The 21,739-nt window shown below is 38.5% G+C and carries 22 protein-coding genes; 16 read left to right on the top strand and 6 right to left on the bottom strand.

The genetic code is table 11. The features are described from left to right. Nucleotides 1-60: 60 nt before the first annotated feature. From MHB42_RS12560 to mtaB, 5 genes are all read right to left on the bottom strand, one after another. Nucleotides 61-630 carry a manganese catalase family protein gene (locus MHB42_RS12560; protein ID WP_340806554.1) on the bottom strand — a complete coding sequence of 190 codons (570 nt, stop codon included), beginning with the start codon at nucleotides 628-630 and terminating at the stop codon, nucleotides 61-63. A 25-nt stretch (nucleotides 631-655) separates the two neighbouring features. Beyond that, on the bottom strand, nucleotides 656-919 hold the full coding sequence (locus MHB42_RS12555; protein ID WP_340806553.1) for a spore coat protein CotJB: 264 nt from the start codon (nucleotides 917-919) through the stop codon (nucleotides 656-658). Next, nucleotides 912-1,139 carry a spore coat associated protein CotJA gene (locus MHB42_RS12550; protein ID WP_340806552.1) on the bottom strand — a complete coding sequence of 76 codons (228 nt, stop codon included), beginning with the start codon at nucleotides 1,137-1,139 and terminating at the stop codon, nucleotides 912-914. The genes MHB42_RS12555 and MHB42_RS12550 overlap by 8 nt, the downstream gene beginning before the upstream one ends. Before the next feature lie 133 nt (nucleotides 1,140-1,272). Further along, nucleotides 1,273-1,944, bottom strand: coding sequence for a deoxyribose-phosphate aldolase (deoC, locus tag MHB42_RS12545; protein ID WP_340806550.1), 672 nt, complete (start codon nucleotides 1,942-1,944; stop codon nucleotides 1,273-1,275). A 176-nt stretch (nucleotides 1,945-2,120) separates the two neighbouring features. Beyond that, nucleotides 2,121-3,467: a tRNA (N(6)-L-threonylcarbamoyladenosine(37)-C(2))-methylthiotransferase MtaB gene (mtaB, locus tag MHB42_RS12540; protein WP_340806548.1), complete on the bottom strand. Its 1,347-nt coding sequence runs from the start codon at nucleotides 3,465-3,467 to the stop codon at nucleotides 2,121-2,123. An 878-nt stretch (nucleotides 3,468-4,345) separates the two neighbouring features. Here mtaB and rpsU point away from each other — a divergent pair. The 14 genes from rpsU to MHB42_RS12470 all read left to right on the top strand — a co-directional run bounded on the left by rpsU (nucleotide 4,346) and on the right by MHB42_RS12470 (nucleotide 18,304). Continuing rightward, a complete protein-coding gene (gene rpsU / locus MHB42_RS12535; protein ID WP_004227078.1) occupies nucleotides 4,346-4,519 on the top strand; it encodes a 30S ribosomal protein S21 in 174 nt (57 codons plus the stop codon). Between the two features lie 290 nt (nucleotides 4,520-4,809). Then, on the top strand, nucleotides 4,810-6,138 hold the full coding sequence (locus MHB42_RS12530) for an NfeD family protein (RefSeq protein WP_445299980.1): 1,329 nt from the start codon (nucleotides 4,810-4,812) through the stop codon (nucleotides 6,136-6,138). Between the two features lie 4 nt (nucleotides 6,139-6,142). Further along, nucleotides 6,143-7,147 (top strand): flotillin-like protein FloA, encoded by a 1,005-nt coding sequence (gene floA, locus MHB42_RS12525; protein WP_340806544.1) that lies wholly within the window; start codon nucleotides 6,143-6,145, stop codon nucleotides 7,145-7,147. A gap of 25 nt (nucleotides 7,148-7,172) precedes the next feature. Continuing rightward, nucleotides 7,173-7,631, top strand: a complete 459-nt coding sequence (locus MHB42_RS12520) for a hypothetical protein (RefSeq protein ID WP_340806542.1) — start codon at nucleotides 7,173-7,175, stop codon at nucleotides 7,629-7,631. 55 nt (nucleotides 7,632-7,686) lie between these two features. Continuing rightward, complete coding sequence (locus tag MHB42_RS12515; protein WP_340806540.1) at nucleotides 7,687-7,935, top strand: hypothetical protein; 249 nt, start codon at nucleotides 7,687-7,689, stop codon at nucleotides 7,933-7,935. Nucleotide 7,936: 1 nt separating this feature from the next. Continuing rightward, on the top strand, nucleotides 7,937-9,049 hold the full coding sequence (locus MHB42_RS12510) for a sporulation protein YqfD (RefSeq protein WP_340806538.1): 1,113 nt from the start codon (nucleotides 7,937-7,939) through the stop codon (nucleotides 9,047-9,049). A 2-nt stretch (nucleotides 9,050-9,051) separates the two neighbouring features. Then, nucleotides 9,052-10,008 (top strand): PhoH family protein, encoded by a 957-nt coding sequence (locus MHB42_RS12505; RefSeq protein ID WP_340806536.1) that lies wholly within the window; start codon nucleotides 9,052-9,054, stop codon nucleotides 10,006-10,008. Nucleotides 10,009-10,532: 524 nt separating this feature from the next. Then, nucleotides 10,533-12,653 (top strand): HD family phosphohydrolase, encoded by a 2,121-nt coding sequence (locus MHB42_RS12500; RefSeq protein WP_340806535.1) that lies wholly within the window; start codon nucleotides 10,533-10,535, stop codon nucleotides 12,651-12,653. Between the two features lie 8 nt (nucleotides 12,654-12,661). Further along, nucleotides 12,662-13,135, top strand: a complete 474-nt coding sequence (gene ybeY / locus MHB42_RS12495) for an rRNA maturation RNase YbeY (protein WP_340806534.1) — start codon at nucleotides 12,662-12,664, stop codon at nucleotides 13,133-13,135. Further along, entirely contained in the window at nucleotides 13,136-13,486 is a 351-nt protein-coding gene (locus tag MHB42_RS12490; RefSeq protein WP_340806532.1) for a diacylglycerol kinase family protein, read from the top strand. Nucleotides 13,487-13,532: 46 nt separating this feature from the next. After that, on the top strand, nucleotides 13,533-13,946 hold the full coding sequence (locus MHB42_RS12485) for a cytidine deaminase (protein WP_340806531.1): 414 nt from the start codon (nucleotides 13,533-13,535) through the stop codon (nucleotides 13,944-13,946). Continuing rightward, a complete protein-coding gene (gene era, locus MHB42_RS12480) occupies nucleotides 13,933-14,850 on the top strand; it encodes a GTPase Era (RefSeq protein ID WP_340806530.1) in 918 nt (305 codons plus the stop codon). The genes MHB42_RS12485 and era overlap by 14 nt, the downstream gene beginning before the upstream one ends. Before the next feature lie 76 nt (nucleotides 14,851-14,926). After that, nucleotides 14,927-15,721, top strand: coding sequence for a DNA repair protein RecO (gene recO / locus MHB42_RS12475; RefSeq protein WP_340808593.1), 795 nt, complete (start codon nucleotides 14,927-14,929; stop codon nucleotides 15,719-15,721). 864 nt (nucleotides 15,722-16,585) lie between these two features. Continuing rightward, complete coding sequence (locus tag MHB42_RS12470) at nucleotides 16,586-18,304, top strand: HD-GYP domain-containing protein (protein ID WP_340806529.1); 1,719 nt, start codon at nucleotides 16,586-16,588, stop codon at nucleotides 18,302-18,304. 44 nt (nucleotides 18,305-18,348) lie between these two features. Here the strand turns inward: MHB42_RS12470 and MHB42_RS12465 are convergent, their stop codons facing one another. Beyond that, the gene (locus tag MHB42_RS12465) at nucleotides 18,349-19,734 is read right to left on the bottom strand and encodes a glycine--tRNA ligase (RefSeq protein ID WP_340806527.1); all 1,386 of its coding nucleotides are present in this window, start codon (nucleotides 19,732-19,734) and stop codon (nucleotides 18,349-18,351) included. Between the two features lie 377 nt (nucleotides 19,735-20,111). On the opposite strand from MHB42_RS12465, the gene MHB42_RS12460 reads away from it, so the two are divergent. Together MHB42_RS12460 and MHB42_RS12455 are read left to right on the top strand one after the other, a co-directional pair. Continuing rightward, complete coding sequence (locus MHB42_RS12460) at nucleotides 20,112-20,750, top strand: helix-turn-helix transcriptional regulator (protein WP_340806526.1); 639 nt, start codon at nucleotides 20,112-20,114, stop codon at nucleotides 20,748-20,750. 11 nt (nucleotides 20,751-20,761) lie between these two features. Further along, nucleotides 20,762-21,574: a pyruvate, water dikinase regulatory protein gene (locus MHB42_RS12455; RefSeq protein ID WP_340806525.1), complete on the top strand. Its 813-nt coding sequence runs from the start codon at nucleotides 20,762-20,764 to the stop codon at nucleotides 21,572-21,574. Nucleotides 21,575-21,739 lie beyond the last annotated feature (165 nt).

The raw sequence follows: 21,739 nt of genomic DNA, 5'->3' as shown, positions 1-21,739 counted from the left end.
GTTGCCTAAAATAAAAAGGCTGCTTCAAGTTTTTCTTGATACAGCCAAGCACTTAATTTACTAGAAAACCTTCTTTTGATCGCGATCATCTTTTAAAATTTCTACAGCCTCTCTAAAGCGCTGAGAATGGACAATTTCTCGTTCTCGTAAAAATTTCAAGCTATCGTTTAAGTCAGTATCATCGGATAAGTCGATAATCCATTGATAAGTAGCACGTGCTTTTTCTTCAGCAGCAATATCCTCATATAAATCGGCGATTGGATCGCCCTTTGCCTGAATATAAGTGGCTGTAAATGGTACACCAGAGGCATTTTGATAAAATAATGCGCTATCATGATTTACATAATGATCCCCTAATCCCGCCTCCTTTAGCATTTCTGGCGTAGCATCCTTTGTAAGCTTATAAATCATCGTAGCAATCATTTCTAAATGCGAAAATTCCTCTGTTGCAATATCTGTTAATAGCCCAACTACTTTATCTGGAATTGTATAACGTTGATTCATATAGCGTAGAGCAGCCGCAAGCTCTCCATCCGCCCCTCCGTACTGCTCGATTAAAAACTTAGCAAGCATAGGATTACAGGTGCTTACTTTAACAGGATATTGGAGCTTTTTTTCGTAATACCACATCGCTTATTCCTCCTAAGTTATAGCGTTAAACTTGCCATGGCCATGGTGTATCAATCCAATTAAAAGGATAATTGGAATAGCTTCTCCCGAAGTTCATTAGCGGGCCATATTTTTGCTCAAAATTAACTTTCAGCTTCATGCTTTTCTCGGTGTATTCATTAAATTGCTGAATAGCATCATAATCATGGGGATGGGTATCTAAATAGAGATTTAATTCAACAATCACGAAGTCAATAGCCTGTATTTCCTCTAATAGTGTATAAAATTCGGGCGGCATCTTGTTAGTCATGCTTCGTCCCTCCCTTTATTGGAAATGGATAAGGGCTAGATAGTTGTGGCCATAATGTTCCAGCCCTTAGAGCTTCCTTAGGTGTTTCAAATTGCGGCAATCCATATGGCTGAAATCCCATATATAATTGTGGGGGAGTTGCAAAATATTTCACTCTAATCGGCTTGCAGGGGTCGAAAGGGCTATTATAGGGCCTCCAAGACTTATATTGGGTAAACATGGCTTCCTCCTTTCTGTTCGTCGATTTATCCGTAGAGTATATGTGTTTAAAAATTTTTTTATGCTCAATAGCATAAGCCCCAAGCGCATGCCATGTTTGGCAAAAGCTTGAGGCTTATAAAGTAAAGTCATGATTAATAATTAGAATCAGCAATTAAACCATTCATAATGGCTACACCAGAGCTTGCGCCAATACGAGTTGCTCCAGCTTCCACCATTTTTTTCATATCCTCTAAGCTGCGAACACCACCTGAAGCTTTTACGCCAAGCTCAGGGCCTACTGTTTTACGCATGAGAGCGATATCCTCTGCTGTTGCACCACCAGTAGAAAAACCAGTAGATGTTTTGACATAATCAGCACCTGCTGCTACTGCTAGTTCACATGCTTTTACTTTTTCTTCATCTGTTAATAAGCATGTTTCGATGATAACTTTGACAAGTGCTTGCCCTTTAGCTGCTTCCACTACTGCTGCAATATCCGCTTGTACAAGGTCATAGTTTTTATCCTTTAAAGCGCCGATATTAATGACCATATCGACCTCTTTTGCCCCATTCGCAATGGCATCTTTTGCTTCAAATGCTTTGACAGCTGGCGTATTAGCTCCAAGTGGGAAGCCAATTACTGTACACACTAAAACATCTGAACCTTGTAAAAGCTCACTGCTCTGCTTTACCCATGTTGGATTCACACAGACAGAAGCAAAATTAAATTGTTTGGCTTCTGCACATAGTTTCTCAATTTGTTCCTTTGTTGTTTCCGCTTTTAATAATGTATGGTCAATCATACGTGCAAAATTTTGTTCCATTTTGAACACTCCTTTATAACTGAAGATGTACGTACCTCTTCGCATCATATCATTTTTTTTTGTCTGCGTCTAATTTCTTGCGAAGACAACACGCTATGGCGGGTAACAAAGAGTGTTGCATCCAAAATAAAATGCCAAAGCGTTGAATAAACAGCACTTTGGCATTTAAAAATTACTTAATGAACCGTTTCTAATAGACGAACAAATTGCCCTTTTGAATATGGATAGCCAGCTTGTGTAATTTTTACTTTTACAAGCTGCCCAATTAGGTCTTCTGAGCCTTCAAAAACTACTTTTAAGTAATTATCTGTATAGCCTGTTAAAAGACCTTTTTCCTCACCATCATGCACAAATTCTTCAGGGATTACTTCTAACACCTGATCCTCAAAACGACTAGCATACTCTTTTGCAAGCTGATCATTTAAAGCAATTAAACGATGAACACGTTCATTTTTAATCTCTTCATCAATTTGATCTTCCATACGTGCAGCAGGTGTGCCTGTACGCGGAGAGAATGGGAAGACATGGAGCTCAGAAAATTTATGGTCACGAATAAAATTATAAGTTTCCATAAACTCTTCCTCTGTTTCGCCAGGGAATCCAACAATCACATCAGAGGTAACAGCTAAATCAGGCAGTGCCTCATGTAGCTTTGTTAAACGTTCGCCGAAAAATTCCATTGTATATTTACGGCGCATACGTTTTAGCACCGTATCAGAGCCAGATTGAATTGGAATGTGTAAATGATTGACAACAATATTCGATTCGCGCAATACATCGATGACCTCATCTGTTAATTGGCTCGCTTCAATCGAAGAAATACGAAGGCGTTTTAGTCCCTTTACATGAGTTTCTAAATCGCGCAATAATTGAGCTAGATTATAATCTTTTAAGTCTTGTCCATAACCACCTGTATGAATACCTGTTAAGACGATTTCAAGATAGCCTGCATCGACTAATTGCTGCGCCTGATGTAATACTTCCTTTGGATCACGAGAGCGCATTAAGCCACGTGCCCATGGAATAATACAAAATGTACAGAAGTTATTACAGCCTTCTTGAATTTTTAATGAGGCACGTGTACGGTCAGTAAATGCTGGTACATCTAATTCCTCATAGACACGATTTTTCATAATATTACGTACGGCATTAATCGGTTGACGTTCAGCGCGATATTGGTCAATATAGCCCAGTAGTTTTGTACGATCCTGCGTTCCAACAACAATATCAACACCGGGGATTGCCATAATTTCTGCTGGGGATGTTTGTGCATAGCATCCTGTGACACAAATGACAGCATCGGGATTTTGACGAATTGCTCGGCGAATGACCTGACGTGACTTTTTATCTCCAGTATTCGTCACCGTACATGTATTAATCACATAAACATCTGCTTGTTGATCAAACTCCGTACGTTCATAGCCTTCCTCTTTAAATAGCTGCCAAATGGCTTCTGTTTCATAATGATTTACTTTACAACCTAGAGTATGAAAACTCACGATTTTTGATCGCTCGTTACTCATAATATATATCATCCTTTCAATTACACTTTGTACCTTTACGCTTTATAGAGCCTTTGATTTTTATTCGATACATGTTTTATGATAACACTGATTTATGATAACATATTTAATTTAAAATCAATACTTTAATGAATGGATATATTCTATCGTAGGGGGTGTGATATTTGCAGCAAATCTTTCATACTATGCTCAAGCAGGATATAAAGCTATTCCTCTCCAAGCATGAGAAAGATTTAAATTTTTATAAGACAACCGAAAACTGAATTTATATCTTTAATATCCAAAAATCTTCTGGCAATTCAGCGAATCACGTAATGTTTTATCTTGATTCAGCAAATTCTTTTTATATCGAAAGTGAAGCAACAAATCTTTTTTGCGCGAAAGCAAGGCATTAGCAGCAGATACAGAAGATTTTTTCCTCTGTTCAGTGGCTGTCTGAACGCAATTACATTGGGGCGTAATGTGATATTAATGCCACAGAGTTGGCATACATCCAAGCTGAAGGATGTTTTAACCGCGCCGAAAGAAGTTGCTTGTCACTTTAGAGCTAGAATTGGAACGATTGCAAAGTTTACTCTAGACCGATTTGCCATTCATCCTGCCATAAATAGGGAGGGTTTATTTTTGAATTTTAAGTAATAAGAAGGTTTTCGAACAATACATAAGACGATAGTTAAAATGTTTAACAGCTACAATTCTATAGGCATAAAATAAAATAGATGTTTTTAGGAAGAAAACGACTACAAAAAATTCACTTGATATTTTCGCACACTTTCTATTGACCATTATTAGACAATACGATATAATTTTTTAGTACACAACAGAAGGTAATTTGCCTAATTGTGTATTGACGTGTGTTCGGAGGGAGGGAAAGAGAGATGTCAAAAACTGTCGTTCGCAAAAACGAATCGCTTGAAGATGCTCTTCGCCGCTTCAAACGTACTGTATCAAAAAGTGGTACAATTCAAGAAGTTAGAAAGCGCGAGTTCTACGAAAAACCTAGCGTAAAACGTAAAAAGAAATCAGAAGCTGCACGTAAACGTAAGTGGTAATTTAATTTCCCATTAAAAATCCCTACGTTCATAACACGCAATTGTATGATTCATTGAGCAGACAACGTTATACCTGAAATTAATCATGTTTGTGATTAATTTCAGGTATTTTACATTGCTCTATTTTACGTACATATGGAAAAAGCCGAATGCACTTTTGTTGATGCATTCGGCTTTTTTATGTCACACTATAGGTAGATAGCATATTAAAATTTTTTTAAATTTGTGAAACTTTTTACATGACCAGCCGTATATAGAGTAGAGAAGCATGTTAGAAGGGAGGGAAGAAGGTGCGAAAAAGGAGAATCCTCAGTTTTTCACTGGTCATATGGATGGCTCTTTTGTTAGCGTTTCCATTAACTTCAGCGTTTGCCAGCAGCAAGGTTTATCACATTCCTATTCATAATGAAGTGGAGCGAGGACTTCATGCATTTTTAGAGCGAGCTTTTCAAGAGGCTGAAGAAAACTATGCGAAGGCGATTATTTTGGATATACATACGCCTGGCGGTTTTGTCAATGCAGCAGGTGAGATCGCCAAGCTTATGGATGCTACGGAATTACACACAATAGCGTATATTAATAAGGATGCACATTCAGCAGGTGCTTTTCTAGCCTTACATGCGGATGAAATCTATATGGTCCCTAATGGAACAATTGGCGCTGCAGCAGTGATTGATTCAGCAGGGAACGCAGCCGATTTAAAAGCGCATAGTGCGTGGCTTGCACAAATGCAGGCAGCAGCAGAAACGTCAGACCGTGATCCAAAGTATGCATTAGCAATGGCAGATTCTACTTATAATCTTCCTGAATATCGTGCTGGTGGAGAGAATTTATTAACCTTATCAGCAGCAGAAGCGTTGAAGGTGGGATACTCTGAAGGAACGGTTCGTAATTTTCAGGAGCTTTTAGAGGTAACAAAGCTAGATGGTAGTGATATTGTGCCAATTGAACCAACGTTTACAGAAAAGCTGGCACGTTTTATTACAAACCCAATTATTGTACCTATTTTATTGTCTGTGGCAAGTTTAGGGCTTGTGATGGAGCTGTATTCACCAGGGTTTGGTGTCCCGGGGATTATGGGGCTATCAGCCTTAGGGCTATTTTTCTTTGGACATATGGTTGCAGGCTTTGCTGGCTATGAAACCTTATTATTATTTATTATTGGTTTGGCGCTTATCATTGCGGAGTTTTTTGTCCCCGGTGGTATTGTCGGTATTTTAGGTGGTGTACTTATATTACTAAGTCTTATACTGGCAGGTGCAAATATGATGCAAATGGTAATAGCAATTCTCATTGCGCTTGTAATCGCAATGATAGGAATGGTGATTCTGATGAAATTTTTTGGTAAAAAGTTACATGTGTTAAATAAGCTTGTGTTAATGGATGCAACGACAACTGAAGAAGGTTATGTGTCTAACGTTAATCGCACCGAGCTGTTAGGGAAGGTGGGGAAAACACTGACACCACTACGTCCTGCAGGCACAATGGTCTTTGGTAGTGAACGCATTGACGTTGTATCAGAAGGCGGCTATATTGATGCAAATAAACATGTGGAAGTGATTAAAGTTGAAGGCTCACGCATTGTTGTGAGGCCAACAGAAAAAGAGATGGAGGAATAAAAAAATGGGTTTTGATTTAGCTTTAATAGGTCCAATTGCTGGGCTGGTAATTTTATTTATTGTTCTTGCGGTATTCTTTACCTTTGTACCAGTAGCGCTTTGGATTTCTGCACTAGCTGCAGGTGTTCGTGTTAGTATTTTTACATTAATTGGGATGCGCTTACGTCGCGTAATTCCTTCTCGTATTGTGAATCCGTTAATTAAAGCGCATAAGGCGGGCTTACCTGTGACGATTAATCAATTGGAGAGTCACTATTTAGCAGGTGGTAATGTAGACCGAGTTGTTAATGCTTTAATTGCAGCGCATCGTGCCAATATTGAACTATCGTTTGAGCGCTGTGCAGCGATTGATTTAGCAGGTCGTGATGTATTAGAGGCTGTACAAATGTCCGTTAATCCGAAAGTTATTGAAACACCGTTTATTTCAGGTGTGGCAATGAATGGGATTGAAGTAAAGGCAAAAGCACGTATTACAGTGCGTGCCAATATTGAACGTTTAGTCGGTGGTGCAGGTGAAGAAACAGTTATTGCCCGTGTAGGTGAGGGGATTGTTTCGACAATCGGTTCGGCTGAACATCATACAGAAGTATTGGAAAATCCTGATATGATTTCACAAACAGTATTAGCCAAAGGATTAGACTCAGGAACTGCCTTTGAAATTTTATCCATTGATATTGCTGATGTGGATATCGGTAAAAACATTGGGGCAGAGTTACAAATTGAACAAGCGCAGGCAGATAAAAATATTGCCCAAGCGAAGGCTGAGGAACGCCGTGCAATGGCGGTAGCGAATGAGCAGGAAATGATTGCCCGTGTTCAAGAGATGAAGGCAAAAGTTGTAGAGGCAGAAGCAGAAGTACCACAAGCAATGGCGGAAGCTTTACGCTCTGGTAATCTAGGCATTATGGATTATATGAACTATCGCAATATTCAAGCTGATACAGCAATGCGTGATTCGATTTCAAAAGTGGGTACGGATAAGCCTGAAACAAATGAACCAAATGCCTAAAAACGGAAAGGAGTGGAACTAGCATATGGAACAATTAATTATTTTCGCAATAATTGCCATAGTTAGCTCTATTTTCGGGAAGGCTAAAAGTAAAAAGCCAGAAAAAGAGGCAACTCCTAAGCAAAACACGTATGTAGAGCCTCCTGCCTCTGAGGAACTGTCACGCCGTGCAGAGAAAACGCAGAGCTTTGAAGACTTTGCCCGTGAGTTTATAGGTGATTGGATTCCGGCAAATGAACAGGTAGAAGAATCTAAACAAATTGTTGAAGAACAGGGAAAAAAGGCTGTACCAAGCTATGTAGCACCACCAGCTATGCCAACTGATTCCGTACAACGAAAAAATGTAGGACGTTTGGCTGCTGGAAAAAAAGAAGTAGTGGTGGGCGCACCATCAACTTTGCAAATACCACGCTCTAAAAATGCGTTAATGCAAGCAATTGTCATGGCTGAAGTATTAGGCCCTCCGAAAGCAAAAAGAAAATAAATAAGTATGTCCTCCTTTTTTGATGCATATATTGCCGAAGAAGGAGGCATTTTTTATGAAAAAATTATTTCAATTAACGCCACTACTTGAATTGTCACAATTTGAATCATTAAAAATTATTGGACCGTATCGTTTTCTCCATGCTGATGCTACAACATGCTCATTTATTTATGCACAATATCATATTACTGTACATGCTGAAGCAGTGACAATTCATGCGTTAAAGGAAGAAATGCTCCATCTTTCGGTTGAAAATCTTCAGGAGCTGCATATGAAAATAACAAAGAAGATGGATGTGAGCTAACATGTGGAATAATCGGCCAATTATTATACGTATAAAGCGTCATGAAAATGTTCATCCTTTTATTCAAACATTGCATGCTCAACATGTGCCTTTAAAGCGTGTTGTTTTTCGTGAACAAGAGGTTTCTTTTGAAACAACAATGCGTTATTTACCAAAAATTCGCCGAGCGCGTAGACGCTTTCGCTTGAAAATGATGGTTTTTTATGCAGATGAGCTACAAGTTGTTCGAGCACAGCTTTGGACATTGCTTGGTATGGCTTTAATGATTATTATTCCAGTGCTATGTGCGCAAGTGATTTGGCAGGTCGATATTGAAGCCGCAACACCTGAAATGGAGCAACGTCTTGGAAAGACCTTTCAAGATACCTTTCATATTGCAACGCCATTATCGAAAAAGAATATACCGTCTAATACAGTGATACGACAAAAGCTATTGGAACAGCATCGTGAGCTGTCATGGGTGCATATTGATAAGCATGGCGGGCGTATGATTCTTAGACCGCAAGAATCGCCTAAGCAGACAGAGCAAGCAAATGATAAGCTAGCCTCACATTTAGTAGCGACAAAAAGCGGTGTCATTACGCATTTTAATATTCAAAATGGTGAACGTAAAATTTCCGTTAATGATACAGCTTATAATGGAGATGTGCTTGTTAGCGGTGTTATTGAAAGCGGTACAGAGCAAGTTTTTGTAGGAGCAAAGGGAGAGGTTTTTGCGGATTATTGGTTGGAATGTTCGTTCAAAATACCTACGAAAATAACACTGGAAACATTACAGCATAAGCAGTGGCGCGTATTGATAAAGGGAATTCATGAAGAGCAGATTGATTATGTGCAAAAGAAGGATTTGCCAAATTGGTTAGACCCATATGTTTCGATTGTAGAGGAGCAACAGACAAAAACAATGCAAGTAGAGCTTGATGAATCAAAAATAGAGTCATTGCTAATACCGCTGCTTCATGAGAAAGTATTACGTACATTACCAACAAAAACGATTATCAAAAAAGAAAACCTTTTACAGGCAAAGTGGGGGAATGGTACAGTTGAAGGGAAAGTTCTCTTTTTAATCAATGAGAACATTGCAAGTCCAATACAAGGCCTACAAGGAGAATGATTATGTCAGAACAGTTAACTGTATTACAGGTGGATAATCCAAATGAAGCGGTTATGCTACTCGGTATTTCCGATGCCAATATGAAATTAATTGAAGAGGCACTAAATGTTCACATTATTACACGTGGTGAACAAATTCAACTTGCAGGTGAAGAGAATGCTAAGGAACAAGCGACACTTCTTCTGCATGCATTATTAAAAGTGATTCGCAAAGGCATCAATATTGATCAGCGTGATGTCACAACAGCAATTGAAATGACACAAAAAGGAACGATTGAATATTTTGCAGAACTATATGACGAAGAAATAGCACGCACGACAAAGGGCAAGTCCATTCGTGCAAAAACAATTGGTCAGCGAGAATACATACAAGCAATCCGTCACAAGGACGTTGTTTTCGGTATTGGACCAGCAGGTACTGGGAAAACGTATTTGGCAGTAGTGATGGCAACACAAGCGCTGAAAAATGGACATGTAAAGCGCATTATTTTAACGCGCCCAGCCGTTGAAGCAGGAGAGTCCCTAGGGTTTCTTCCAGGTGATTTAAAGGAAAAGGTAGACCCATATCTAAGACCTCTCTACGACGCTTTAAACGACATTTACGGGGCAGAACAAACACAGCGCCTAATTGAGCGAGGAACAATTGAAATCGCCCCACTAGCCTATATGCGTGGCCGTACATTAGACGATGCCTTTGTCATTTTAGATGAAGCACAAAATACAACACATCAGCAAATGAAAATGTTTTTAACACGTCTAGGCTTTGGCTCTAAAATGGTCATTACAGGCGATAAAACACAAATTGATTTGCCTAAAAATACAGAGTCAGGATTAATCGTTGCTGAACGTACATTAAAATACGTAAAATCCATCCATTTCCAAGTGCTAGAACAAGGCGATGTCGTGCGCCATCCAATCGTAGCTAAAATTATCCAAGCCTATGAAGAGCAGCAACTTTAGAATTGCGTAGCAATTCTAAAGTCTGCCCCGAAAGCGAAGCGGCAGGGGCAACAGGGCTAAAGTCTGCCCCGAAAGCGAAGCGGCAGGGGCAACAGGGCTAAAGTCTGCCCCGAAAGCGAAGCGGCAGGGGCAACAGGGTTAAAGTCTGCCCCGAAAGCGCTAGCGGCAGGGGCAACAGGGCTAAAGTCTGCCCCGAAAGCGAAGCGGCAGGGGCAACAGGGTTAAAGTCTGCCCCGAAAGCGAAGCGGCAGGGGCAACAGGGTTAAAGTCTGCCCCGAAAGCGCTAGCGGCAGGGGCAATAATTTGTCCCTAAAATAGCATGTAATCAATTTGGCTATAAAACCGCTCAATTATCAGGCACAAGCGCTCAATTCGCCATCCGTTCGGATATTGATGAATCGAAATTTATCAAAATATGTGACAGCTATGCGAAATTGTATAGCTGTTTTTTGCTTTCTTATACATTTTTCGAGAAAAATGTATGTTGAATTGGTATGATAGTAGGTAGATAGAGGAGGTGCCAGATGGAGAAACAACTTCGAAAATTTACAGAGCTTATTGGTTTTCGCTATTTTCTTATCATTATTCTCATTTTAACAGGAGCCCTACAGTTTGCATTTATGTACGGGAATGTTAAAGGAGTTACATACGATTTCAAACCACTACAGCTTGCGCCTGAAACTGTACGATCTACTAAAACAATTGAAGACACCTATAAGACGCAGCAAGAGCGGGAAAAAGCCGCAAATGCAGTAGAGCCTGTCTATCAATTTTCGGAGGATGTCGCCAAGCAAAGGGCAGCGATTATTACATCATTATTTGGCTATGTGCTTGAAGTGAAAAAAGATGTTGAAGACAGTAAAGAACCTATTCCAATAGCGGATCAAGTGACACAGCTCCGTAAAAAGTTTGAATCGATTGATGAAGGTCAAATGCCTTTAAACTTTACAGATTCACAGCTAGAAGGTCTGTTAACACAAAGTGAGGCAGATTTGAATCGAACAAGTACGCAACTATCTAAATCTGTAGAAGAATACTTACAAAAATCCATACGACCAGAAAATGTCTTTGTTGCGCAAAATGATTTTGAAGCAAAAATTCGAGGACAGCGTGGCTATCCAGATAGAATTTTTAATACCGTTGTATTAATAGCGCGCACAAGTATTATTGAGAATGAAACAATTAGCGAAGAACAAACAAAAGCTAGACGAGAGCAGGTAAAAGAAAGTGTTGAGCCTACACGTATTTTGCAAGGGCAAATTATTGTGCAGGAAGGACAAATTATTGATAATGAGGCTTATCGACAATTAGAGCTATTAGGGATGATTAGTAATAAACCTTCCTTAAAGCCGATTGCAGGACTGCTTATTTTAACATTGTTGCAAATGATGTTTATGTTTATTTTATTTGAGCGTTGGCAGGCTGACGAACGTAAAAAACGTAATGCCTTGTTAGTAACAGCCATTGTTTATACATTTTCCATCCTGCTGATGAAGTTTATTAGCTTAGTGGCAGGAGGCTTTGATGTAACGATTGCGTTTTTATTCCCAACAGCATTGGCAACAATGCTTGTGCGATTGTTAGCAGATGAGCGTACTGCTGTGCTAATCACGGTGATGACTGCTGCTTCTGCGGGTGTTATTTTTCAAGAAGGCTATTCATCCGTGATGCAAATGGAAATTACGCTCTATATTATTTTTGGTGGGTTTGCAAGCCTATTCTTTTTACGTAATGTGGAAAAGCGCTCGCATATTTTACAGGCGGTAGGTGTAATTTCTTTTGTCAACATGACCTTTATTGCCTTTTATTTATTAATGACACAATCATCCTATGATCTAAAAGAGTTAGTCTTTTACTTTATTGCAGCTATATTATCTGCGCTGCTTTCAGGCGCGTTAACGATGGGGCTTTTACCATTCTTTGAATCAGCATTTAGCTTGTTGTCATCTTTACGCTTAATTGAGCTATCAAACCCAAACCATCCATTATTAAAGAAATTATTAATGGAAGCGCCGGGAACCTATCATCATAGTGTAATGGTGGCGAACTTAGCGGAGGCTGCCTGTGAAGAAATAGGAGCGGATGGTTTACTCGCGCGTGTTGGCTGTTATTATCATGATATTGGTAAAACAAAGCGTCCAGCATTTTTCATTGAAAATCAGATGTCGGGCATTAATCCGCACGATTCATTACCACCTGAAACAAGTGCTGAAATTATTATTGCACATACAACAGACGGAGCCGAGATGCTTAAACGTTATAAAATGCCGCAGGAAATTATTGATATTGCGTTACAGCATCATGGGACAAGCTTGTTAAAATTCTTCTGGTATAAAGCAAAAGAAGCAGGAGAAAGTATGGATGAGGCAAAGTTCCGCTATCCGGGACCAAAGCCGCAAACAAAGGAAGCGGCAGTTATCAGTGTTGCGGATAGTGTCGAGGCAGCGGTACGTTCCATGAAAGAGCCAAATGCTGAGAAAATTCGCAAGCTAGTGCGAGCTATTATTGATGACCGTGTACAAGATAATCAGTTTGATGAATGCGATATTTCGATAAAAGAGTTAAAATGTATAGAGCGGGTACTTTGTGAAACGATGAATGGCATTTTCCATTCACGTATTGAATATCCAAAGGCAGATAAGTAGGAGGGTCTATGGTTTTAACAATTGATTTTACAGATGACACACATGAAGTCGCAGCACAACATATCGAGCTTGTGGAAAAGCTGTTACAGCATGCTGCAAGTGTAGAAAATATTGAACCTGAAGCAGAAGTTTCTGTTACATTTGTGACAAATGAGGCGATTCAGGAGATTAACCGTGAATATCGTGGCAAGGATCAACCAACTGATGTTATTTCCTTTGCGCTAGAGGAGCTAGGTGAAGGTGAAATGGAAATCATTTTTGAAGGGATGCCGCGTGTGCTAGGCGATATTATTATTTCAACGGATCGTGCAAAGGAGCAGGCAGAGGAATATAATCATTCCTTTGAAAGAGAGCTAGGCTTTTTAGCCGTACATGGCTTTTTACATTTACTTGGGTATGATCATATGGAGCCAGCAGAAGAGAAAGTGATGTTTACCAAGCAGGATGAAATTTTACAAACATTTGGCTTAGGAAGAAACTAAATGAATATGCGTAAATACTTGCGGTCTTTTGGCTATGCATTTGAGGGCATTATTGCAGCAAGTAAAGAGCAAAATATGAAATCGCATGTACTAAGTGCAATCATTGTTATACTGGCTGGTTATTTTACAGGTTTATCTCGTATAGAATGGTATATTGTGCTACTATTAATAGCACTAATGCTGGCACTGGAAATGATCAATACAGCCATCGAGCGGGTCGTTGATTTAGCGTCACCAGATATCCATCCGCTCGCAAAGCAGGCAAAAGATATTGCGGCAGGTGCAGTGTTAGTATTTGCGCTATTCAGTGCTATCATCGGGTTACTCATCTTTCTACCAAAATGGTTTTAAGCAAAAAGAGTGCCTTGAATAATGACATAAGGGAGAATTTATATAGATGACAATCGATATGCAAGCATTGTTAGAGGAATCAAAAAAAGCACGAGAAAAAGCCTATGTACCGTATTCTAAATTTAAGGTAGGTGCAGCGCTTTTAACGAAGGATGGAGAGGTTATTCACGGCTGTAATATTGAAAATGCAGGCTATAGTATGACAAATTGTGCCGAGCGTACAGCGTTTTTTAAAGCTGTATCAGAGGGGATTTATGACTTTGAGGCGATTGCAATTGTGGCGGATACAGATGGTCCATGTGCCCCTTGTGGAGCGTGTCGTCAGGTAATGATGGAGTTTTGTGCGCCAACAATGCCTGTTTATTTAACGAATTTAAAAGGTGATGTGACGGTAACCTCAGTGGGCGAATTATTACCGTTTGCATTTACAACGGAGGATTTAGAGAATGCTGGAAACTAAAGAGGGCTATAAATCAGGCTTTATCTCCATTATCGGCCGTCCCAACGTAGGGAAATCAACATTTTTAAATCGTGTGATTGGTCAAAAAATTGCCATTATGAGTGATAAGCCGCAAACAACACGAAATAAAGTACAGGGCGTACTAACAACAAATGATAGCCAAATGGTTTTTATTGATACACCAGGTATTCATAAGCCTAAACATAAACTAGGTGACTTTATGTTAAAAGTTGCAAAAAATACATTGCGTGAAGTCGATATTATTATGTTTATGGTCAATGCAGAGCAAAAGCTTGGTAAAGGTGATGAATTTATTCTCGATATGCTAGCAGGAAATTCAACGCCTGTGTTCCTTGTGATTAATAAAATTGATCAAATTCATCCAGATGAATTAATCGGTATTATTGAGAGCTATAAAGAGCGCTATGAATTTGCGGAGATTGTGCCGATTTCTGCCCTGCAAGGTAATAATGTTGAAAACCTATTAGCAACACTATCAAAATATTTACCAGAGGGTCCACAATATTATCCAGCAGATCAAGTGACTGATCATCCTGAGCGATTTATTATTTCTGAACTTATTCGTGAAAAGGTATTGCATTTAACACGTGAGGAGATTCCCCATTCCATAGCAGTAGTCATTGATAAAATTCGCCGTGACGAGGAAAATGAAGGTAAAATTCATGTGGCGGCAACGATTATTGTAGAACGTGACTCTCAAAAGGGGATTGTTATTGGGAAACGTGGTGCACTATTAAAAGAAGTGGGGATACGTGCACGTAAAGATATTGAAATGCTGCTAGGCTCTAAAGTATATTTAGAGCTATGGGTGAAGGTGCAAAAAGATTGGCGCAATAAATCAACACATTTACGTGACTTTGGATTCCGTGATGATGAATATTAAGGTGCTGTTATAGGTGTATGTGGAGCTGTCCAAAAATTTTGGAGAGCTCTATTTTTTGAAGAAAGGAGGCGGTATGATGCTTCATAAATGGGAGGGGATTGTCATAAAAGCACGCGCCTACGGAGAATCCAATAAAATCGTTACATTATTAACGCGAGAGGCTGGTAAGGTGGCGACGATGGCTAGAGGAGCCAAGAAGCCTTCTAGTAGATTGGCATCTGTGACACAGCCCTTTACATATGGCATGTTTATGGTACAGCACCATACAGGCATGGGAACATTGCAACAAGGGGAGCACCTTCATTCAATGCGCCATATTCGTGAGGATATTGTAGCGACAGCCTATGCTAGCTATATTATGGAGCTAGTGGAGCGCGTTGTAGAGGAAGGAAAGCCTGAGCCTTTTGCATTTGAGGTGCTACTTCAAGCATTACAAGCAATAGAGGAAGGGTATGATCCTGAAGCGATTACATTATTTGTAGAATGGAAAATGCTCCCTTATACAGGTGTGCAGCCTATTTTACATGCTTGTGCCTCATGTGGGGCTGTTGATGGTGAATTTGCTTTTTCCTTTGCACAAGGGGGATTTTTATGCCACCGCTGCTACCAGCATGATCCTTATATTATTCGTCTAACACCAACACAGCTTAAGCTAATTCGCATGTTTTATACTGTACCAATTGAGCAAATTGGCAAAATAGAATTGAAAAAAGAAACAAAATATTTTATTAAGAAGATTATTACCACCATCTATGAGGAGCAAACAGGGATACGCTTTAAAACAAGGAAATTTATTGACCAGCTAGAGCGTACGCCCGAATTACAAATTCGCTCCACTACTACAAAAGATGAAATGCCAGAAGACGATTAAAATGCTTCTGGCATTTTATATTTTCATAGCCTCTAGGCAATTTCCCCCCTATTATAACAATCAAATGAATTAAGTGAAAAGACCTATTTATTTGGTCATTGAAAGGCTGCTTTATATAAATCATAAGTAGTGTAAATAAATAAAATTTCAAATTTTTAAAAAGAGGGATTATTATATAAAATTAATATATATAATAATATATTTGCTTATAAAAAGAATTTAATAGTACCTTAGAAATAGTTATATTTGAAATTAATTATTTTTTAGATATAAAATAGTCTAAAGTAATCTTATTTTTACATAGTTTGCATCATTTTAATAGTATAAACTAATCATATGAACACCATATACTAGTTGAAAAGGCATTTTAACCTATGATATTGTAATAAATATAGATCATCCTGTTGATATTTCTTTTTGATTATGAGCTCTAAATGAGTGAAAATGATGACGGATATTTCCATGTAATAAGCTAGAGCTTGTGGCGGCAGTGCGAAGCGTTGAACATGAAAGAGGAGAAAGCCAAGCCTATAGAAAGCTCTTTTATCTGCGATAGAATGGAACTAATTGTTTTGAAATTTAATGATTGTGAATGATTAAAATAAACTTTATATAGCTTTAACATGCCTCTATCAGCAAAACGTCCTTTTATCTTAGTTTTACAACTGTTTTTATAGTAAAAAATAATGCTATACAACCATTCGTTGAACTATGATAAAGCCTCTAACCAATGTCACAGATTTTTCTGTGGTTTAGACGAGAGTTAGCGGAGGTGTTATGGATACGTTTATCAGAATAATGCATTCCTATGGAAAAAGGAGGGAGTCACATTATGCATCCTTTATGTATAATGTGGCATAAAATATGCTGCGAAAAGTAACCTTAAGCATTAATGAAGTTGAAGCAAATGATATATTAGCCGAAGATATTTTTTCGGAATATCGTTTATTAGCTAAAAAAGATTTAGTTTTAACGGAACGCATTATTGCATTACTGAAGCTTCGAAAAGTAGATGAATTGTCTGTTTATATACCTGCTGATTCGGTTCGTGTTGTCCATGATTTAAGTGTGCAGCGAGCAAGAGAATATGAAGATTTATTTGAGCCATTCCTTGATGAAAAAGAACCAGTAGATGACTATAAAGAAAAGGTAAGCCAGCTTTTTATGACAACGCTCGAGAATGTTGTGCATGAATTACGCTATGGGCAAATATTGAAAAGCATACAGGATACAGCCTATGTACGAGGTGTTTTTGAAAAGATTTTGGAAGAGAAGCATCGCTATGATTTACTAATGCGCTTAAAGGAATGGGACGAATATTCATTTGTCCATTCATTTGATGTGTTTGTCTTAGGTACTATTTTTGCTCGTTACCTTGGCTTAACAGATATTGAAACATTGGCAAGAGGCTATTTATTTCATGATATTGGAAAAGTATTTATTCCACAAGAAATATTAAATTTAAAACGAAAGCTATCTGAGGATGAATTTGATATTGTTAAAACACATACAACAAGGGGCTATGAGCTGTTGGTGGAAAATGGTGAGGAAGATATTGCTTATTTAGCACGCGATCATCATGAACGATTTGCAGGCAAAGGCTATCCGAATCAGCTATGTGCAGATGAAATGAGTGAAGGTGTACAATTGCTGCAAATTATTGATGGCTATTCAGCGATGACATCGAAGCGTGTGTATCATACTGGCTATGGCGCTACAGATGCTTTAGCTGTCTTATATAGGGATCGACATTTATATAATGAAGGCTTTATGCATAAATTTGTGGAATGTTTAGGTATTTATCCTGTGAACTCGGTTGTTTTATTATCCGATAACCGTAGTGCACGAGTGGAGCTTGTCTATGATTTATTTCCAACATTGCCAAAGGTAAGATTGCTAGATGAGCAAACATCCATGAATCTGCCGTTGAATTATAGTGTGAAAATTGTCAAAATGATTGATTACCGTGCAGATAGTTTTGAGGAGATTTTTAATTTATTTGTGGAGCAATTAATCCGCTGTGATGAAAATAATTTAAGAATGCACTATAGTAAATTAATTGATCATCTACATCCAAAAGAGATTGTATTAAAAATTTTCTTACCAGCCTTTCGTATCTTGCGCCTATTAACAAGAGAAATACAAACAGATCAAACAAAATATCAAAATTCTATTTATATATTAAAGAAGTTACTGGAGGAGCAATTAGCTGTTTTATATATGGATTACCAGCATGAACATACAACCATTTTAGTGGTGGAAACGCCTCTTCGTGAAAACTTCTTTATTAAACTTGTGCAAAGCATTTTATATATTGATAAAATTGTTCCGTTCTTTATAAACCCTGGTGATGACCAACAGATTACACAGTTAATGGAGCATTGTAATGTAAATGTTGCCTATTTTATTGAGGATGAACCGACTGTGGAAAAGCGAGTTCGCCCTATGCGAGAAGGAGCATTTCTTTATTACTCGCTAGCAGATATTGAGGAAATCCTTGTAAGCTTAATCGGTATGAGCATGAAAAAGTTTTCATTTGAGGAAAAAATGCAGGAGCGTTTATTTTCAACCTATAAAGCATAAAGAGAGAGTTGCCTAACAGATGGCGAACTCTCTCTTTTTGTGCATTAGAATTGAAGGTGTTTTTCGATATATGCTTTTACTTCGGCAATTGGCATACGAACCTGTGTCATAGAATCACGATGACGCACTGTTACTTGACCATCCTCTTTGGAGTCGAAATCATATGTGATACAGAATGGAGTACCAATTTCATCTTGACGGCGGTAGCGTTTACCGATTGATTGTGATTCATCAAAGTCAACAGGGAATGCTTTGCGAAGCTCAGCCCAAACATCAGCCGCTTCATCAGATAATTTTTTAGAAAGCGGTAGTACAGCCGCTTTAAATGGTGCTAGTGCAGGATGGAAACGTAAAACAGTACGTTTATCGTCACCTTCAAGCTCCTCCTCATCATACGCATCACATAGGAATGCTAATGTTACACGGTCAGCCCCTAATGATGGCTCGATACAATAAGGAACATAGCGCTCATTTGATACAGGGTCGATATATGTGAAATCTTCACCTGAATGCTCCATATGTTGCTTTAAGTCGTAATCTGTACGATCCGCTACACCCCACAGCTCTCCCCAGCCAAATGGGAATTTGAATTCGATATCTGTTGTAGCGTTAGAGTAGTGAGATAGCTCATCATCCTCATGGTCACGAAGACGCATAGATTCTTCTTTCATCCCTAAATTTAGTAACCAATTTTTACAGAATTCTTTCCAATATGCATGCCACTCAAGGTCTTCGCCAGGTTTACAGAAGAACTCAAGCTCCATTTGTTCAAATTCACGTGTACGGAATGTGAAGTTACCTGGTGTGATTTCATTACGGAATGATTTACCGATTTGTGCTATACCAAATGGTGTACGTTTGCGCATTGAGCGTTGGACATTTTTAAAGTTGACAAAAATACCTTGAGCTGTTTCTGGGCGTAAGTAAATTTCATTTGTAGAAGACTCTGTTACACCCTGGAATGTTTTAAACATTAGGTTAAATTGGCGAATATCTGTGAAATCAGCCTTTCCACAATCAGGGCAAACAACATTGTATTTCACCATTGTTTCTTTCATTTGGTCAAACGTCATACCGTCTACAATAATTTCATCGCCCTGTGCCAGTGCAGCATCCTCAATAATTTTATCTGCACGATGGCGAGCCTTACAAGCTTTACAGTCAATCATTGGGTCATTAAAGTTACCAACATGACCTGATGCCACCCAAGCTTTAGGATTCATCAGAATAGCAGCATCAAGACCTACATTGTACTCAGATTCTTGGACAAATTTTTGCCACCAAGCTTTTTTAATATTATTTTTTAATTCCACACCAAGTGGACCGTAATCCCAAGTGTTTGCAAGACCTCCGTAAATTTCAGAACCTGGGAAGACAAAGCCACGATGCTTTGCTAATGATACGATTGTTTCCATTGATTTGTTTGTCATGAAAATAGCCTCCTTTAAATTACACTACATGAAAATAGCACCCGTCGCCGGGCACAATGTATGCCCAGGGACGAGTGCTAATACCCGCGGTTCCACCCTGATTGTTTTAAACGTTATGTTTAAAACCTCTTTTCAAAAAGTTAGCTCAGGGAGTGCCTTTTCTCTGTTACTGTGTAGACTTTCACCATCTCTACTCGCTTGTATATGGAACAGATACTTTTTTCCCCTCATCGCCTGTATAACACAATCTTGCTCGAACATGTATCGAACAGAAGCGTATGTGTTGATATTGTAGCATGTAGTTCTTTAATTCGCAATAATTATTAAAATAGTATATAATAATCGAGCATAAGTATAACACTATTAGATTTGAGGCGGTGAGTCCAATCGAACTCAATAAACGTCAGGAAGACATTTTACAGATTGTGAAAGAAAATGGCCCTATTACGGGTGAGCATATTGCAGAGCGTCTCAATCTGACAAGGGCAACGTTAAGACCAGATTTAGCAATTTTAACAATGGCAGGATTTTTAGATGCAAGGCCGAGAGTCGGTTATTTTTATTCAGGTAAAAAGGCATCTGTTACATTGCTAGATAGTATTCATTCATTGAAAGTGAAAGATTTTCACTCTGGTCCTGTCGTTGTACCAGAAACGATGACAGTTTATGATGCAATTTGCTTTATGTTTTCAGAAGATGTTGGTACACTCTTTGTCGTAGATAAGAATGAGTTTTTGACAGGCGTCCTATCACGTAAGGATTTATTACGTACAAGTATCGGTTCACAGGATTTAAACAAAATTCCTGTACACATTATTATGACGCGTATGCCAAATATTTCGTATTGTGAAAGATCAGATTCTTTAGTTGTGGCAGCGAATAAGCTAATTGAAAGGGAAGTCGATTCGCTACCAGTTGTTGAGCCAAAAGAAGGTGGCTTAAACATTGTAGGTCGTTTAACAAAAACAACGATTACAAGAGCTTTCTTATCACTTGCACAAAACATCGAGATTTGAAGGAGAGCTGTATGAAAAGATTACGCGTATTTGTTGTATCAGATTCTGTCGGTGAAACTGGTGATCAAGTAGCGAAAGCTGTTATTAGCCAGTTCCGACCAGGCTTAGAAAATACGATGATTCGTCGATTCCCTCATATTCAATCTGAGGACCTTATCCGTAAAATTGTTCGTCTTGCAGCACAGCAACGAGCATTTATTGTTTATACGCTTGTGCGGCAAGAGATGCGCTCATTATTACATGAGCTATGTGCACAAGAAAATGTACAGGCTGTTGATATTTTAGGGCCAGCTTTACAGTCCATGGCAACCTTTATGGAAGAAATACCATTGGAAGCACCAGGTATTGTTCATATGCTAGATGATGACTATTTTAAAAAAATCGAAGCGATTGAATTTGCCGTAAAATATGATGATGGTAGAGACCCACGTGGATTATTGCAAGCTGATATTGTACTTGTCGGTGTGTCAAGAACATCGAAAACACCACTATCACAGTATTTGGCCCATAAAAAATATAAGGTGGCGAATGTACCTTTAGTTCCAGAGGTAGAGCCACCCGAAGAGCTTTTACAGATAGATCCGAAAAAATGCTTTGGGTTAATTATCTCGCCTGAAAAGTTAAATTCTATCAGAAAAGAAAGATTGCTATCGCTTGGCTTAAATGATGATGCCATCTATGCGCAACATCATCGTATATTAGAAGAAATTCAACATTTTGAGAAAATTGTCGATAAAATAGGCTGCCGAGTCATTGATGTCACAAATAAGGCTGTTGAAGAAACAGCAAATACGATTATTGAATATATTTTAACTTGTAAATAAAGATGGGACTTCCATAAGCCACCTCGGTTCATAGAGGCGGTTTTTTTGAGTGGATTTTGAAAATGGTATAGATAAATACTAATTTTTGTTTTATAATAATAAAATTGTGGTAAAAATATTGAAAAGAGAAAAATCCTATTTTTTGTCGAGAAATAAAGGAATTTT

The organism is Lysinibacillus sp. FSL K6-0232 (assembly GCF_038008325.1).
Classification (GTDB): Bacteria; Bacillota; Bacilli; order Bacillales_A; family Planococcaceae; genus Lysinibacillus.
Note: the sequence above shows the minus strand (reverse complement) of the source record. Positions and strands in the feature narration are given on the sequence as shown.